Here is a 15,126-nt window from a genome sequence, read left to right on the forward strand (position 1 = left end):
CGTACGGGTAGGGGGCGTTGCAGCACGGCCGTACGACGGAGGAGCGCGGGATGAGCCTGGACAACGAGGTGGACGAGCCGGGTTGGGAGGTGGATCCCGACGACGAGTGGGGGTTGGCGGTCCTCGCGACGGTGGGGCGCCAGTCGAAGCTGCGGCGCGAAGCGGTGGGGATGCGGGCCGCGGACTTCGCGGTGACAGCGGGGTACGGCGAGGACCTGGTCTACAAGATCGAGGCAGGGAAGCGGATCCCTCGGCCCGAGTATCTGGACAAGTCCGAGGAGAAGTTGGACGCGCACGGACTCATCTCGGCGATGAAGGAGGATGTCGCCCGGGTCCGGTACCCGAAGAAGGTGCGGGCCCTGGCGAAGACGGAAGCCCAGGTGGCCGAACTTCAGTTCTACGACCCCCTGAACGTCCACGGGTTGCTGCAGACGCCGGGATACACGCGCGCCCTTCTTCTGATGAGTCGCGCCGCGCGTCTGGCACGCAAGACCATCTTCAAGCGGGACCCCGGGCCTGTACTCAGCTTCGTCCTGGAGGAGTAGACGCTTCGCCGACGGCTCGGCAGTGGGACGCTCACCGGCCGTGGCAAACGGTCGGCCGGTCTCCGAGCCCAGGCAGCTCCGTATCCATGAACTGCGGTATCGCATCATCCGGGCTCAGGCCCTCACACCACGTGAGTCGAGGGCCTTCATCGAGCAACTGCTGGGGAAACCATGATCCGTGAGCCCGAACCGGCCTGGTTCAAGAGCAGCTACAGCAGCGGCAAAGACGATTCTTGCGTCGAGGTGGCCACCACCCCCGCCGCGACCCACATCCGCGACTCCAAGCACGACACCCGGGGCCCCCGTTTCTCCGTCACCGTCGCCACATGGACGAACTTCGTGACATACAAATCCGAAGCCCACCCCACCCCACACCACACCACCCCGCACCCCTTCCCCAGAAGCGTGACACTCCACCCCAAAGCGTCACACTTTTGCGGTCATCAACCAGTGGCGGTGACCCCTTCGAGACGCGCCCTAGACCAGCCACTTCCCGTCTCGCATCAGGGTCCGGCCGACCATCTCGGGAACCGTTCCCCACGCCTGCAGCACCTGCGGGGTGACCTGGAAGAAAACGTACGAGGGGTGGTCCTCGCGAGGGTCCCAGCCGTCCTTGGCGGCGAAGGCGTCGCCGACCCCAGCCGGAAGCTCTTCGCGGGTCAGCATGCGCGCGGTGCCGTGGATCAGGACCACGTCCCGGCTATGGCCGAAGCTGAGCCGTACCCGACCCGAGGAGCACAGGTTGCGCCCAGTCGGGTTGGTGTCGCGGGTGGACAGCCACACCGCCTCGCCGTCCCACCAGAAGGCCAGCGGAACGAGGCACGGCTCGCCGGTGGCGTCGGCGGTGGCGACCCATACGTCGTTGTCCCGCGCGAGTCGTTCAAGCGCCTCGCGCTTGCGCTGCTCCGAGCCACGGGGAGCGCCGGGATGAGAGTCGACTGCCGTCATGTGGGGAGGTTATGCCGTGCGGCGCCCGGCCACATCCGACGGCGGACCTACGTCGCACGGCGGATGGCTGCTCCGGCCGCGCCTCGCCTGTCAGGTGTCGTCGGAACTGCTAGCGAGAGACCCGCCCATCCAGAAGGGCAACGCCTCTTGGTCTTTGCTCAGTGAGCGTCGCATGGCGTTGACCAACTGCACCTGTGCCTGCGCGGGCGCCCTGTTGGCCTGGGCGAACTCCTCCTGGCTCAACGGATCACGCGTCGGGTCGCGTGCCGGGTCACGCGCCACCTTGTTCAGGAACCCGTCGATGGCCTTGGCGAAGTTGTCGATCTCGGCCGCGACGGCCGCGGGGGCGACCAGGCTGGCACGGGTCAGGGTCGCGCTCCACTCGCTCCAGTCGTAGTCCCATCCCTGCCGACCGGCATGGGCGCGGCTGATGGTCATCGTGAACTTGGCGTAGTGGCTGATCAGTTCCTGGTAGGCGAGCAGCTGCTTGTCCCGCAGCCACTGACGGTCCTGGGCCCGGTGCGTGACGATGCCGCCGACCAGGACCCCGACCGTGGCGGACAGCGCCCCGACGCCCGTTGTCACCAGTGTGTCCAGCAGCGCCACTCCAGGCCCCGCATTCCCCGTAGCTCGAACATCGACGGCCCGAACCTACTGGCGGCCAATCACCGATGACAATGCTCAACTGTCATGGCGCACAAGCCAAACCCGATCAGCACGGCCCTCGACATGCATCATCGAGCCATGTTCACCCCCGAACAACGCAACGGCACCCGCACCCAACTCCTAGCCCACACCGACTCGCACACCACCGCCACCGCCACCGCCACCGTTATTGCCACCGCCACCGCCACCGCCACCGGCACCGCCACCGCCACCGGCACCGGCACCGGCACCGGCACCGTTATTGCCACCGGCACCGGCACCGGCACCGGAACCGGCGACCGCTGGTATCTGGGCACCGGCATCATCCGCGTCTTCCTGCTCCCAACATGGGCGGAACTGGACATCGCCTTCGCCCCGGAGCGAGAGTTCGGCGCCCAGGGGAGCCAGCGTGGCAAAGACTCTTCGGCACCCCAGCGGGCAGTCGGCCGCGCACGGCGAGAAGGTGACGTGTCGGGGGGTGTCCGCCCGCAGCGGTTGGCGCGTCAACACGGCCGCCTTGGTAGGCACCCGATTCCGCGCCGTTCCGAGGACGGACACCCCCCGGCGCGGCACCGACCCACGACAAACCCCAGGCGAACCACCCGCGCACCCACGCACCCACGCACCCGCACACTCCCGACCACCGCAACCCGCCTCCGCCCGACGCTCCTGGAGCTGACGTAACGCATGGGCACCACCACGCACATCGAGCTGACCCCCGTACCGTCCGGGCAGGTCACCCTCTCCGACCGCCGTACGGAACGCAGTTGGACGGTCGACCTCGCCACCTTCGAGCTCGGTACCCTCCCCGTCACCCAGGCGCAGTACGCCCAGGTCACCGGCGAACACCCCAGCACCGCACACGGCAGCGACCGCCTCCCCGTGGAGACCGTGTCCTGGCTGGACGCCGTACTCTTCTGCAACTCCCTCTCCAAGACAGAAGAGTTGACTCCCGCATACGACATCCGGGGCGAAGCCGTCGTACACGACCCCTCCGCCGGCGGCTACCGCCTCCCCACCGAGGCCGAGTGGGAGTACGCCTGCCGCGCCGGGACGACCGGCCCCCGCTACGGGCCGCTCGACGACATCGCCTGGCACCGCGGCAACTCCGAGGAGCGGCCCCACGAACCCGGCGGCCGACTGCCCAACCCGTGGGGCCTGCACGACATGCTGGGCAATGTGTGGGAGTGGTGCTGGGACCTCTACGACCCGGAGGTCTACGGCACCTATCGGGTACTGCGCGGCGGCGGATGGTTCGACGAGCACTGGAGCTGCCGTGCCTCCGTACGGCGCCGAAGCCATCCGACCTTCCGCGTGGACGACGTGGGCTTCCGCGTCGCCCGGTCACCCAGAACCACCTGAAAGCCCGTCACCTCCCGTAAACTCCCGCCAACTACCCGTGCGCCGCCGCCAGATGCTTCGCCAGCCGCGGTGACGCGAACTCCGTGCCGCACACGAACCGCATCACCGGACCGTACGACGACGCGGCCGGCAGCCCAGTGAAGTACACCCCCGGCACGGACGACACATACCCGGCACCGAGCTTCGGCGTACCCCGGCTCACCGCGAGCTGGGTGCGCAGCTCGTGGCCCAGGAAGTCCATCGCCGCGATGTCGACCCGATAACCCGTCGCCGATATCACGTGGTCGGCGCCCAGGCGCTCGGTACCGCCGCCGTGCGTGCCGACCGTCAGGACCGGACTGCCCGCCTCCGCGTCCGCCCGTACGATCCGGTCGACCTCGCTGACCTGCACCTTCCCCGCGAACCGCTCGCGCAGCCACCACGCGCCGAGCGGACCGAGCACCCGGCGCACCAGGTAGTGACGGGTCTGCTCGGGGAGATAGCGGTACGGCTGCGGGTAGTAACTCAGCGCCCACAGCGACCACGCCCGCCCGAACGGCGACTCGGGACGCAGCTTCGGCTGGTCCCACGGCGCCGCGCCGAACGCGACCCGGCCGCGCCCACGCGAGACGATCCGGACCTGCGCGCCCGCCTCCGCCGCGAGTACCGCCGTCTCCAGCGCGGACTGGCCGGCGCCGACGACGATCAGTTCCTTGCCCTTGAACCCGCTGAGGTCGTGGTGCTGGGAACTGTGCGAGACGGGACCGGTGGGTGCTGGCCCGTCGGCCGCCGCTGCCGCCAGCTCGGGCGGAAGGTGGGCCAGGCCGTGGAGGCCGGTCGCCACCACGACCGCCCGTGCCGTGAACAACTCCCCCGAATCCAGCTTGAGTTCGAAGCCGCCACCCTTGTTCCGGTTCGCGTTGCGGTCCACGTTCCGGTCCACGTTCCGGTCCGCGTTCCGGTCCACCGACACGACCCGTACCCGCTCCAGCTCGGGCACCAGCTTCTGCTGGAACCACTCGCCGTAGCCGATGAAGGTCTCGACGGGGATGATGTCCTCGTCGGTGACCAGGCGGGGGATGCCGGCCGCGTCGCAGTAGTCGACGAGGTTGTGGCCGGGTTGCGGGGCGTCGAAGTTGGAGGCGGCCGGGGTCGACTTCAGGAGCATTCCGGCCGGCATGTGGTCGCGCCAGCTGACCATGGGCTCGCCGAAGACACGGACCGGAATGCCGCGCGCCCGTAGATGCGCGGCGGTGGACAGGCCGAACGGGCCGGCGCCGATGATTGCTACCGGTTGAATCACGAAGTCCCTCCCCAGGACGTCAATTCGTCACTTCGTGCTGGTGCTGGTGCTGCTGCTGCCGCGCCGGTTGGTGCGCCACAGCTGATACAGGTGCTTCGCGCCGGGCCGCACGAAGCGAGCGAGCATCGTGAAGAACGGCCGCAGGTCGTCACCCGCGAGCCAGGCCAGCTCGGTCCCGCTCGCCTTCGGCGGCGCGTGCGGCGTCGTATAGCCGCTGCGTCGGTAGGCGAGGAGGGCGGGCAGGTCGATGTTCTCCACGATGTACCGGTGGCCGGCGCGCTGTTCCCCCTCCGGGACGGAGCGGCCGGTCAGGTCGAGGTGCATGGCGCGGACGACGTCCACCCCCGACTCGTTCTCGAAGAGCCGGAACTGGGCGCCCATGCGGGGGTTGAAGTCGAGCAGTTTGTACTGACCGTCGCGCCGGTCGAAGCGCAGGTCGAGGTCGATGATTCCGGTGAAGCCGATCTGTTTGATGAAACGCGCGGCAAGATCCGAGAGTTCCGGATTGTCCACGACATATGCATTTGCCGTCATCCCCGCGTGCGGCGGCCAGGAGCGCACCTTGACGCCGGTGAACAGGGCGAGCGGGGTGGAGTCCTGGTCGAAGTAGGCGTGCACGATCCAGTCCTCGGCCTCCTCCCTCGGCAGGTACTCCTGGAGGATCACGCCGGGATGCTCGCCCCAGTCACGGGCGAGCGCGAGCAGTCCCTCGCGGGTGGCGATCTTCGTCGTGCCGTTCACCGCGGGCTGGGAGCGTCGTACGAACGCCTCCCGGTTCTTGGCCACGATCGGGAAGCGGGCCTTCTCCGCGAAGTCGACGATGTCGTCGTAGGACTGCGGAAAGGCGGCCGTGGGGCTGGGTATGCCGTGTTCTACGCAGAGTTCGTGCAGCCCCTGCTTGCTGGCTAGGTGGCGCGGCAGCTTCGGATCCACGCGCGGTAACAGGAAACGGTCGGTGAGCGCGTCCTGGTGCTCGGCGATCAGGACGGCGGCTTCCTCGTCGGTGGGAATGAGGACGGCGGGACGGCCGATGCGGCGCCCGATGCGCAATAGTCCCTCCACGAGTCGTTCGGGTTCCTCGGTGCCGGTCGTCGGCCAGACGAACGCACGCTCCAGGTAACGGGATACCGCGGCCGGTGTGTAACGGTCCTCCGTGATCGCATACATCGGCACGCCGAGACGGCCCAGACTGCGGATCGCGCCCACCCCGCCGTGATGCAGCGGATAGGCGCCGAATTTCACGATCAGGCCCGGCACCTCGCGGTCGGCCTCGAAAGGCATGCTGGTGCGTTTGGCCACGGGTCCCCCCACGTGTCCCCCCTACGGACCGGACCCACCCCGTCCGTGTCCCCCAAAGGACGCTAAGCCGGAATTGCCCACTCCGACAAGGCCTATTCGGACATTGCGAACTCTTTAGACACTGCCGATCCCTGCAACTCACCCGTAACGTGTGGCGCGGCCACATGCGAGTACGTACGAGAGTGAGGCAGCACGCCATGCCCCCCTTCGATCTTCCCGAGGGCGATCCCTTCGGCCCGCACAACCTTCCCTACGGCGTCTTCTCGCCCCTCGGCTCGGACGAACGGACCGTCGGCGTCCGGTTCGGCGACCAGGTGCTCGACGCGGGCGCCGCTGCCGCCGCGCTCGGCTCGCCGTATGTCTCGCTCCTCGCGCACCCCACGCTCGACCCGCTGCTCGCCGCGGGCCGTACGGCCTGGTCGGACGTCCGGCGCGCGCTGACCGCGTGGGTGACGGTGCCGTCCCACCAGGAGACGATCGCCCCCTTCCTCCACCCGCTCTCCGCGGTGACCCTGCATCTGCCCTTCGAGGTCGCGGACTACGTCGACTTCTACGCCTCCGAGAACCACGCCCGGAACGTCGGCCGCATCTTCCGCCCCGACGCGCCCGACTCCCTGACCCCCAACTGGAAGCATCTGCCCATCGGTTACCACGGCCGCTCCGGCACGATCGTGGTCTCGGACACGGAGGTCGTACGACCGTCCGGGCAGCGCAAGTCCCCGTCCGACCCGGCGCCCGTCTTCGGCCCGTCGATCCGCCTGGACATCGAGGCAGAGGTCGGTTTCGTGGTCGGCACGCCGTCCGAGATGGGCCGGCCGGTCGCCCTCGCCGACTTCCGCGAACACGTCTTCGGCCTGTGCCTCCTCAACGACTGGTCCGCACGCGACATCCAGGCCTGGGAGTACGTCCCCCTCGGCCCGTTCCTCGGCAAGTCCTTCGCCACCTCGGTGTCGGCGTGGATCACCCCGCTGGACGCATTGGAGGACGCGCGGATCGCGCCGCCCGAACGCACACACGAACTCCTTCCCTATCTGGACGACTCGGCGGAGGAGCCCGGCGGCTACGACCTCCGCATCTCGGTCGCGATCAACGGCCATACGGTGTCCGAGCCGCCGTTCTCCACCATGTACTGGACGGCCGCGCAGCAGCTCGCCCAGATGACGGTCAACGGCGCCTCCCTGCGCACCGGCGACCTGTACGGCTCCGGCACGGTCAGCGGGCCGACGGAACGCGAACGCGGTTCGCTGCTGGAGCTGACCTGGAACGGGCGGGACGTCCTCGAACTCCCGGACGGCAAGCGGACGTTCCTGGAGGACGGGGATGTCGTGACCCTGTCGGCGTGGGCACCGGGCGCGAACGGGACACGGGTGGGGCTCGGCGAGGTCACCGGACGGATCGCGGCGCGGGGCTGAGGTGGGTCGCGGGTGCGTCCGGTGCTCGCCGTACACCTGACTCCGGCCTCCCGGACAGTCATACTGACGGCGGGCGGGCCCACAGCTCGTGCGCTCGCCCTCGGGTACAGCCGCACCCGCAGCCCCCGTTCTTCCCTCTGTCTGTGCCGTTGACCAGGATCCGGAGCCCGTGGCATGACTGTCTGCCTGCTCCTGCTGAGCGTCGTCGCCCTCTCGGCCGCCGTGCCGGTTCCACGCGCGCTGACCCGGGCCGTGTGGCCCGAGCGGGAACCCGTGGTCGGCCTGTGGGTGTGGCAGTGCCTGGTCGCCACGGTCCTGCTGTGCTGTCTCGGCGCCCTCGTGCTCGGCGCGGCGGCCGTCTTCCACACCGTCCGCGACCATGTCTTCGCCCCGGCTCCGCCCGCCGTCACCGCGGCCTACGACCTCTCCGCCGCCCCCGTCTGGGCCGTCGCCCTCACGCTGTCGCTGGCGTGCGGCGCGGCCTGGACGACGGCGATGCTGGCCCGCGAACTCGCCGAGGCCCGCCGTCGGCGCGGCCTGGCCCGCGCCCTGCTGCGGGAGCGCGCCCCCGACCTGCCCGCCGGGCTGCCCCCGGCGCGCGGTCCCCTCCTCGTCCTGGAGGACGAGTACCCGGACGCCTGGTGGATGCCGGGCCATCCGCCCCAGCTGGTCGTCACCACGGGCGCCCTGCACCGCCTCACCGGCCACCAGCTCGACGCGGTCCTCACCCACGAACGCGGTCACGCCCGCGCCCACCACGACTGGCTGCTGCATCTGTCGACGGCGCTGGCCTCCGGCTTCCCGCACGTCCCCCTGTTCGCCCACTTCTGCGACCAGACCCACCGGCTGGTCGAGCTGGCCGCCGACGACACGGCGTCCCGCCGATGCGGCCACCTCACCACGGCGCTGGCACTGATCGAACTGAACAACCACCGCGGTGTCCTCTCCTGCGCCTCCAGCCACCGCCTCCTCGGCGAACGCGTCGACCGCCTCCTGGACCCCCGCCCGAGGCTGGGCCGCCGCCGCCGCGCCCTGACAACGACCGTGGCGGCAATGATCCCCCTGCTGCCCCTCCTGATCGTGTTCGCACCGGGGCTGACTGCACTGAGCTGACAACCGTGACCCACCGGACATGGCCTGCTGCCCCGCCCCTCGGCTGAGACCCCTAGGCCGATACCCGGGGCGGCTGCCAGCCGCCGGGCCGTCGCCCTGACGACAGTCGGCAACAGCACCCGACCGACAGCGTCGGCGCGACCACGTCGGCTCGTCAACCGACCGCGCCCCCGCGACCCCACCTGTAAGCCCCGCCTCGGCCCCGGCCACTCCCGTCCAGGCCAAGACCCCGGTCGACCCGAACGCCGACGTACGCAAGGCGGCCGTCCTCGCCCTGACCCGGCACCGCACGACCGACGCCCGCGCGGCCCTCGCCACGGCGACCGCCGACTCGGACGCGGACGTCAGGGCGTACGCGACCCGCGCGCTGTAGCGGGCGGCGGGTCGGAGGGGCCGCCCCCTATATCCAGTCCTCGGGCTCCGGCTCCGCGTCCATCTCGGGCCAGTAGTCCGCGCCGGGGTCAACATCCTTTGCCGCCCGGCCCGCTGCGGGTGCCGACGCCTGCACTTGCGCGGGCACCTCCGCCGCGGCCGGCGCCCCGCCCAACGAGGCCAGCACCCCGATCACGCCCTCCCCGTACGTCGCCAGCTTCTTCTCGCCGACCCCGCTGATCTCCCCCAACTGCCCCACCGACGTGGGCCACACCGTCGCGATCTCCCGGAGCGTGGCGTCATGGAAGATGACGTACGCCGGAACTCCCTGCTCCCGAGCCTGCTCCGCACGCCATGCGCGCAGGGCCTCGAACGCGGGTTGCAGCGACTCGGGCAACTCCACCGCCGCGGCCTTGGCCTTGCGCTCGCCCCGGCCCGAGGACGACGACCCCGACCGCGCACCCGCCGGCTTCTTCGGCTCCTTGCGCAGCGGCACCTCCCGCTCGCGCCGCAGCACCGTGCCGCTCGCCTCGGTGAGCACCAGCGTGCCGTACTCCCCTTCGACCGCGAGCAGCCCCTGTGCCAGCAACTGCCGTACGACGCCCCGCCATTCACCCTCGGCCAGGTCCTCACCGATGCCGAACACGGACAGCTGGTCGTGGTCGAACTGGATCACCTTGGCCGTCCGCCGCCCCATGAGGATGTCGACGATCTGCACGGCGCCGAACTTCTGGCCCCGCTCACGCTGCAGTCGCACCACCGTCGACAGCACCTTCTGCGCGGCGACCGTGCCGTCCCAGGTCTCCGGCGGGGTGAGGCAGGTGTCGCAGTTGCCGCAGGCCGCCGCGTCGGGGTCCTGCCCGAAGTAGGCGAGCAGTTGGCCGCGCCGGCACTGTGCCGTCTCGCAGAGCGCGAGCATGGCCTCCAGGTGGGCGGCGGCGCGGCGGCGGAACGCCTCGTCGCCCTCGCTGGACTGGATCATCTTGCGCTGCTGTATGACGTCGTTCAGGCCGTACGCCATCCAGGCCGTGGAGGGTGATCCGTCACGCCCCGCACGCCCCGTCTCCTGGTAGTAGCCCTCCACCGACTTGGGCAGGTCCAGGTGGGCGACGAACCGTACGTCCGGCTTGTCGATGCCCATGCCGAAGGCGATGGTCGCGACGACGATCAGGCCGTCCTCGCGCAGGAACCGGGACTGGTGTGCCGCGCGGGTGCCCGAGTCGAGGCCCGCGTGGTACGGCACCGCCTCGATGCCGTTGCGGGACAGGAACTCGGCGGTCGTCTCGACGGACTTGCGCGACAGGCAGTACACGATGCCCGCGTCGCCCGCGTGCTCCTCGCGCAGAAAGCTCAGCAGCTGCTTCTTGGGGTCGGCCTTCGGCACGATCCGGTACTGGATGTTGGGCCGGTCGAAGCTGGCCACGAAGTGCCGGGCGTCCGGCATCTTCAGCCGCTGGGTGATCTCCTTGTGCGTGGCGTCCGTGGCCGTCGCCGTGAGCGCGATCCTCGGGACGTCCGGCCAGCGCTCGCCCAGGAGTGAGAGGGAGAGATAGTCCGGGCGGAAGTCGTGGCCCCACGAGGACACACAGTGCGCCTCGTCGATCGCGAACACCGAGATCTTGCCGCGCGAGAGCAGGTCCAGGGTGGAGTCGAGCCGCAGCCGCTCCGGCGCGAGATAGATCAGGTCCAGCTCACCGGCGAGGAACTCGGCCTCGACCACGCGCCGCTCGTCGAAGTCCTGCGTCGAGTTCATGAACCCGGCGCGCACGCCCAGCGCCCGCAGCGCGTCCACCTGGTCCTGCATCAGCGCGATGAGCGGAGAGACGACGACTCCCGTACCCGCTCTGACCAGGGACGGAATCTGGTAGCACAGCGACTTGCCGCCACCGGTCGGCATGAGGACCACGGCGTCGCCGCCGGCCACCACATGCTCGATGACCTCTTCTTGCGCGCCGCGGAAGCTGTCGTAGCCGAAGACGCGGTGGAGCGTGGCCAGTGCCTCGCTCTCGCCGTGTGCCGTCGGCGTCCGTACTTCGGTCGTCACAACCGTCCCGCCCATCCCGTGCATCGCTCGTCCCCCGTACGTCGTCCCTCGACCACTGCGTCCACGATAGGGCTCCGCGCTGACAGCGTCGGAGTTATCCACAGGCCGGTGGCGGTGACCGGGTGTGGTCAGTCGAATGGCTCCCGTCACATGGCGCGACCGTTACGGCCGGAACATGCTGCTCGGGCGGGCCGGGGGAGGTCCGCCACGCCACCGAACGGACGGCGCGCCGTGCGCGGGCGCCTCCCGAAGTCCAAGGAGCCCCACCATGTTCCCTCGGCCGCTGTCCCCTCGGCCCCCGTCCTCCCGGCCCCTGCGGGGTGTCGTCAAGGCCGCCGTCGCGGTGGCGACTGCCGCGGCCTTCGCGCTGACGGCCGCCCCGGCCCACGCCGCGTCCGACCCCGACCCGTCCGTGTGGACCACGCTGAGCAAGACGTACCAGGCCACCTCGAAGTACGGGTACGAGGCGTTCGCCGCGGGCGGCGGATACGTACGCACCGACACCTGTGTCGCCGACCCGACCGAGGGCGGCATGGGCTACCACTACGTCAACCCGGCGAACATCGATTCACTCGATCCGGCGAAACCGGCGGCCCTGCTGTACGCGGACGGGTCCGACTTCGTCGAGGGACGCCGGCTGGTCGCCGTGGAGTGGGTGGTGAAGGACACGGGTCAGGCCGCGCCGACGCTGTTCGGGCAGACCTTCCAGAAGGGCCTGCTCCCCGGCTACTTCACCCTCCACGCCTGGATCTACAAGCCCAATCCCAAGGGCCTGTTCGCACCCTGGAACCCCGAGGTCGTCTGCCCGAAAGCCTGACCGCACACGCACGAAGGCCCCGGCCCCCGCGAAGGGAACCGGGGCCTTCGGCCTGTACTCAGCGGGCGAAGACCCCCGCCTGGTTCGCCAGGTCCAGGAAGTACTGCGGGGCCACACCGAGGACGAGCGTGACCGCCACGCCGATCCCGATCGTCGCCATGGTCAGCGGGGACGGGACCGCGACGGTCGGGCCGTCGGGCCTCGGCTCGCTGAAGAACATGAGCACGATCACGCGGATGTAGAAGAACGCAGCGATGGCGGAGGAAAGCACACCGACCACGACCAGCGGGGCCGCGCCGCCGGCCGCCGCCGCCTTGAACACGGCGAACTTCCCGGCGAAACCGGCCGTCAGCGGAATGCCCGCGAAGGACAGCAGGAACACCGCGAAGACGGCCGCGACCAGCGGCGACCTGCGTCCGAGCCCGGCCCACTTGGACAGGTGGGTCGCCTCACCGCCGGCGTCCCGTACGAGGGTGACGACCGCGAAGGCGCCGATCGTCACGAACGAGTACGCGCCCAGGTAGAAGAGGACCGACGAGACGCCGTCCCTGGTGGTCGCGATGACACCCGCGAGGATGAAGCCCGCGTGGGCGATCGACGAGTACGCCAGGAGTCGCTTGATGTCGGTCTGGGTGATCGCGACGATCGCGCCGCCCAGCATCGTGATGATCGCGACGCCCCACATGACGGGCCGCCAGTCCCAGCGCAGGCCCGGCAGCACGACGTAGAGGAGCCGGAGCAGCGCTCCGAAGGCGGCCACCTTGGTCGCGGCGGCCATGAAGCCGGTGACCGGGGTCGGCGCGCCCTGGTAGACGTCGGGCGTCCACATGTGGAACGGCACCGCGCCCACCTTGAACAGCAGCCCCATGACGATCATGGCGCCACCGATGAGCAGCAGCGCGTCGTTGCCCATGGTGTCCGCGAGGGCGGGGTTGATGTTGGTGATGGAGCCGTCGACGACCTGCGCGATCGTGGCGTACGACATCGAGCCCGCGTAGCCGTAGAGCAGCGCGATGCCGAACAGGGTGAACGCGGAGGCGAAGGCGCCGAGGAGGAAGTACTTGACCGCGGCCTCCTGCGACAGGAGCCGCTTGCGGCGGGCCAGGGCGCACAGGAGGTAGAGCGGGAGGGAGAAGACTTCCAGGGCCACGAACAGGGTCAACAGGTCGTTGGCGGACGGGAAGACCAGCATGCCGGAGACCGCGAAGAGCAGGAGCGGGAACACCTCCGTGGTGGTGAACCCGGCCTTGACGGCGGCCTTCTCGCTGTCGCTGCCGGGCACGGACGCGCCCTGCGCGGCGAAGGAGTCGACGCGGTTGCCGTGCGCCTCGGGGTCGAGGCGCCGCTCGGCGAAGGTGAACAGGCCGACAAGGCCGGAGAGCAGGATCACGCCCTGGAGGAACAGGGAGGGTCCGTCGACCGCGATCGCGCCCATCGCCGCGATGTGTGCCTTGGTGGTGCCGTACCCGTCCGCCGCGAGTGCCACGACCGCCGCGAAGGCGGCGCAGAGCGCCACGACGGACACGAACACCTGGGCGTAGTAACGGGACTTGCGCGGGACGAACGCCTCGACCAGTACCCCGATGAGCGCCGCGCCGAGGATGATCAAGGTGGGCGACAATTGCCCGTACTCGATCTTCGGCGTGGGGATCTTCGAGATCGGGTCCGCGGCTGCCGCCGTTGTCCACAGGCTGTGGACGGCTGTTGCGCTCACTTGGCCGCCTCCACCGAGGGCTTGGGATCCTTCTTGTGTACGTCGGACAGGGTCTGCTTGACCGACGGGTTCACGATGTCCGTGATCGGCTTCGGGTAGACGCCCAGGAAGATCAGCAGCACGATCAGCGGGGCGACGACCAGGAGTTCACGCGGTCGCAGGTCCGGCATCGTGGCGACCTCGGGCTTCACCGGGCCGGTCATCGTCCGCTGGTAGAGGACGAGGGTGTACAGCGCGGCCAGGACGATCCCGAAGGTCGCGATGATCCCGATCGCCGGGTAGCGCGTGAACGTGCCGACCAGGACCAGGAACTCGCTCACGAAGGGCGCAAGTCCCGGCAGCGACAGGGTCGCCAGGCTGCCGATCAGGAAGGTGCCGGCGAGCACCGGGGCCACTTTCTGCACCCCTCCGTAGTCGGCGATCAGACGCGAGCCGCGCCGCGAGATCAGGAATCCGGCGACCAGCATCAACGCTGCCGTGGAAATACCGTGGTTGACCATGTAGAGCGTCGCGCCGGACTGGCCCTGGCTGGTCATCGCGAAGATGCCCAGGACGATGAACCCGAAGTGCGAGATCGACGCGTACGCCACCAGCCGCTTGATGTCCCGCTGTCCGACCGCGAGAAGCGCCCCGTAGATGATGCTGATCAGGGCGAGGACGAGAATGACGGGCGTCGCCCACTTGCTGGCCTCGGGGAAGAGCTGGAGGCAGAAGCGGAGCATCGCGAAGGTGCCCACCTTGTCGACGACCGCCGTGATGAGCACGGCGACCGGCGCGGTGGACTCCTGCATGGCGTTGGGCAGCCAGGTGTGCAGCGGCCACAGCGGTGCCTTCACCGCGAAGGCGAAGAAGAAGCCCAGGAACAGCCAGCGTTCGGTGTTGGTCGCCATGTGCAGCGTGCCGTTGGCCCGTGCCTGCGCGATCTCCGCGAGCGAGAAGTTCCCGGCCACTACGTAGAGGCCGATCACGGCCGCCAGCATGATGAGCCCGCCGACCAGGTTGTAGAGCAGGAACTTCACGGCGGCGTACGACCGTTGGGTGGCCGCCGCCTCGTCGCCGTGCTCGTGGGCCCGGTCCCCGAAGCCGCCGATGAGGAAGTACATCGGGATCAGCATGGCTTCGAAGAAGATGTAGAAGAGGAAGACGTCGGTGGCCTCGAAGGAGATGATCACCATCGCCTCCACCGCAAGGATGAGGGCGAAGAAGCCCTGAGTGGGCCGCCAGCGCTTGCTGCCGGTCTCCAGGGGGTCGGCGTCGTGCCAGCCGGCCAGGATCACGAACGGGATCAGCAGGGCGGTGAGCGCGATCAGCGCGACCGCGATGCCGTCCACACCCAGTTCGTAGCGGACCCCGAAGTCGGCGATCCAGGCGTGGGACTCGGTGAGTTGGTAGCGGTCGCCGCCCGGGTCGAAGCGCACCAGGACGACGATGCCCAGCACGAGCGTCGCCAGGGAGACGAACAGCGCCAGCCATTTCGCGGCGGTGCGCCGGGCGGCCGGGACGGCGGCCGTGGCCACCGCCCCGAGGGCCGGCAGCGCCGCCGTCGCTGTCAGGAGGGGAAAGGACATCGGTA

General features: G+C 69.7%; 12 protein-coding genes and 3 pseudogenes. 8 read left to right on the forward strand and 7 right to left on the reverse strand.

The window, feature by feature from the left end:
• The first annotated feature begins 50 nt into the window (after positions 1-50).
• Together OC490_RS44230 and OC490_RS44235 are read left to right on the forward strand one after the other, a co-directional pair.
• A pseudogene (locus tag OC490_RS44230) lies at positions 51-720 on the forward strand (Scr1 family TA system antitoxin-like transcriptional regulator).
• Positions 717-878, forward strand: a pseudogene (locus OC490_RS44235) (DUF397 domain-containing protein); the annotation flags it as partial. The pseudogenes OC490_RS44230 and OC490_RS44235, both read left to right, overlap by 4 nt.
• Positions 879-1,022: 144 nt before the next feature.
• On the opposite strand, the gene OC490_RS44240 reads toward OC490_RS44235, so the two are convergent.
• A complete protein-coding gene (locus OC490_RS44240; RefSeq protein ID WP_262063727.1) occupies positions 1,023-1,493 on the reverse strand; it encodes a pyridoxamine 5'-phosphate oxidase family protein in 471 nt (156 codons plus the stop codon).
• A 90-nt stretch (positions 1,494-1,583) separates the two neighbouring features.
• Positions 1,584-2,099 (reverse strand): hypothetical protein, encoded by a 516-nt coding sequence (locus OC490_RS44245; RefSeq protein ID WP_262063728.1) that lies wholly within the window; start codon positions 2,097-2,099, stop codon positions 1,584-1,586.
• 84 nt (positions 2,100-2,183) lie between these two features.
• Here OC490_RS44245 and OC490_RS44250 point away from each other — a divergent pair, with 84 nt between their 5' ends.
• Positions 2,184-2,822, forward strand: coding sequence for a hypothetical protein (locus tag OC490_RS44250; protein WP_262063729.1), 639 nt, complete (start codon positions 2,184-2,186; stop codon positions 2,820-2,822).
• Positions 2,823-2,825: 3 nt separating this feature from the next.
• Entirely contained in the window at positions 2,826-3,500 is a 675-nt protein-coding gene (locus OC490_RS44255; protein ID WP_262063730.1) for a formylglycine-generating enzyme family protein, read from the forward strand.
• A gap of 31 nt (positions 3,501-3,531) precedes the next feature.
• Here OC490_RS44255 and OC490_RS44260 read toward each other — a convergent pair whose 3' ends face one another.
• Positions 3,532-4,782, reverse strand: a complete 1,251-nt coding sequence (locus tag OC490_RS44260) for an FAD-dependent oxidoreductase (RefSeq protein WP_262063731.1) — start codon at positions 4,780-4,782, stop codon at positions 3,532-3,534.
• Positions 4,783-4,809: 27 nt separating this feature from the next.
• Positions 4,810-6,063 (reverse strand): ATP-grasp domain-containing protein, encoded by a 1,254-nt coding sequence (locus OC490_RS44265; protein WP_262063785.1) that lies wholly within the window; start codon positions 6,061-6,063, stop codon positions 4,810-4,812.
• Positions 6,064-6,278: 215 nt separating this feature from the next.
• On the opposite strand from OC490_RS44265, the gene fahA reads away from it, so the two are divergent.
• From fahA to OC490_RS49670, 3 genes and pseudogenes are all read left to right on the forward strand, one after another.
• Positions 6,279-7,493 (forward strand): fumarylacetoacetase, encoded by a 1,215-nt coding sequence (gene fahA, locus OC490_RS44270; protein ID WP_262063732.1) that lies wholly within the window; start codon positions 6,279-6,281, stop codon positions 7,491-7,493.
• A 174-nt stretch (positions 7,494-7,667) separates the two neighbouring features.
• Complete coding sequence (locus OC490_RS44275) at positions 7,668-8,606, forward strand: M56 family metallopeptidase (RefSeq protein ID WP_262063733.1); 939 nt, start codon at positions 7,668-7,670, stop codon at positions 8,604-8,606.
• Between the two features lie 163 nt (positions 8,607-8,769).
• Positions 8,770-8,979, forward strand: a pseudogene (locus OC490_RS49670) (HEAT repeat domain-containing protein); the annotation flags it as partial.
• Positions 8,980-9,006: 27 nt separating this feature from the next.
• On the opposite strand, the gene recQ reads toward OC490_RS49670, so the two are convergent.
• Positions 9,007-11,037 (reverse strand): DNA helicase RecQ, encoded by a 2,031-nt coding sequence (recQ, locus tag OC490_RS44280; protein WP_262063734.1) that lies wholly within the window; start codon positions 11,035-11,037, stop codon positions 9,007-9,009.
• Positions 11,038-11,290: 253 nt separating this feature from the next.
• Between recQ and OC490_RS44285 the strand changes: the two genes are divergently transcribed.
• The gene (locus OC490_RS44285) at positions 11,291-11,839 is read left to right on the forward strand and encodes a hypothetical protein (RefSeq protein WP_262063735.1); all 549 of its coding nucleotides are present in this window, start codon (positions 11,291-11,293) and stop codon (positions 11,837-11,839) included.
• Between the two features lie 58 nt (positions 11,840-11,897).
• On the opposite strand, the gene nuoN is transcribed toward OC490_RS44285, so the two are convergent.
• Both nuoN and OC490_RS44295 read right to left on the reverse strand, forming a co-directional pair.
• Positions 11,898-13,553 (reverse strand): NADH-quinone oxidoreductase subunit NuoN, encoded by a 1,656-nt coding sequence (nuoN, locus tag OC490_RS44290; RefSeq protein ID WP_262063736.1) that lies wholly within the window; start codon positions 13,551-13,553, stop codon positions 11,898-11,900.
• On the reverse strand, positions 13,550-15,121 hold the full coding sequence (locus OC490_RS44295; protein ID WP_262063737.1) for an NADH-quinone oxidoreductase subunit M: 1,572 nt from the start codon (positions 15,119-15,121) through the stop codon (positions 13,550-13,552). The genes nuoN and OC490_RS44295 overlap by 4 nt, the downstream gene beginning before the upstream one ends.
• Between the last annotated feature and the right edge of the window lie 5 nt (positions 15,122-15,126).

Origin of the sequence: Streptomyces sp. STR69, from assembly GCF_024519455.1 — a bacterium.
Classification (GTDB): Bacteria; Actinomycetota; Actinomycetes; order Streptomycetales; family Streptomycetaceae; genus Streptomyces.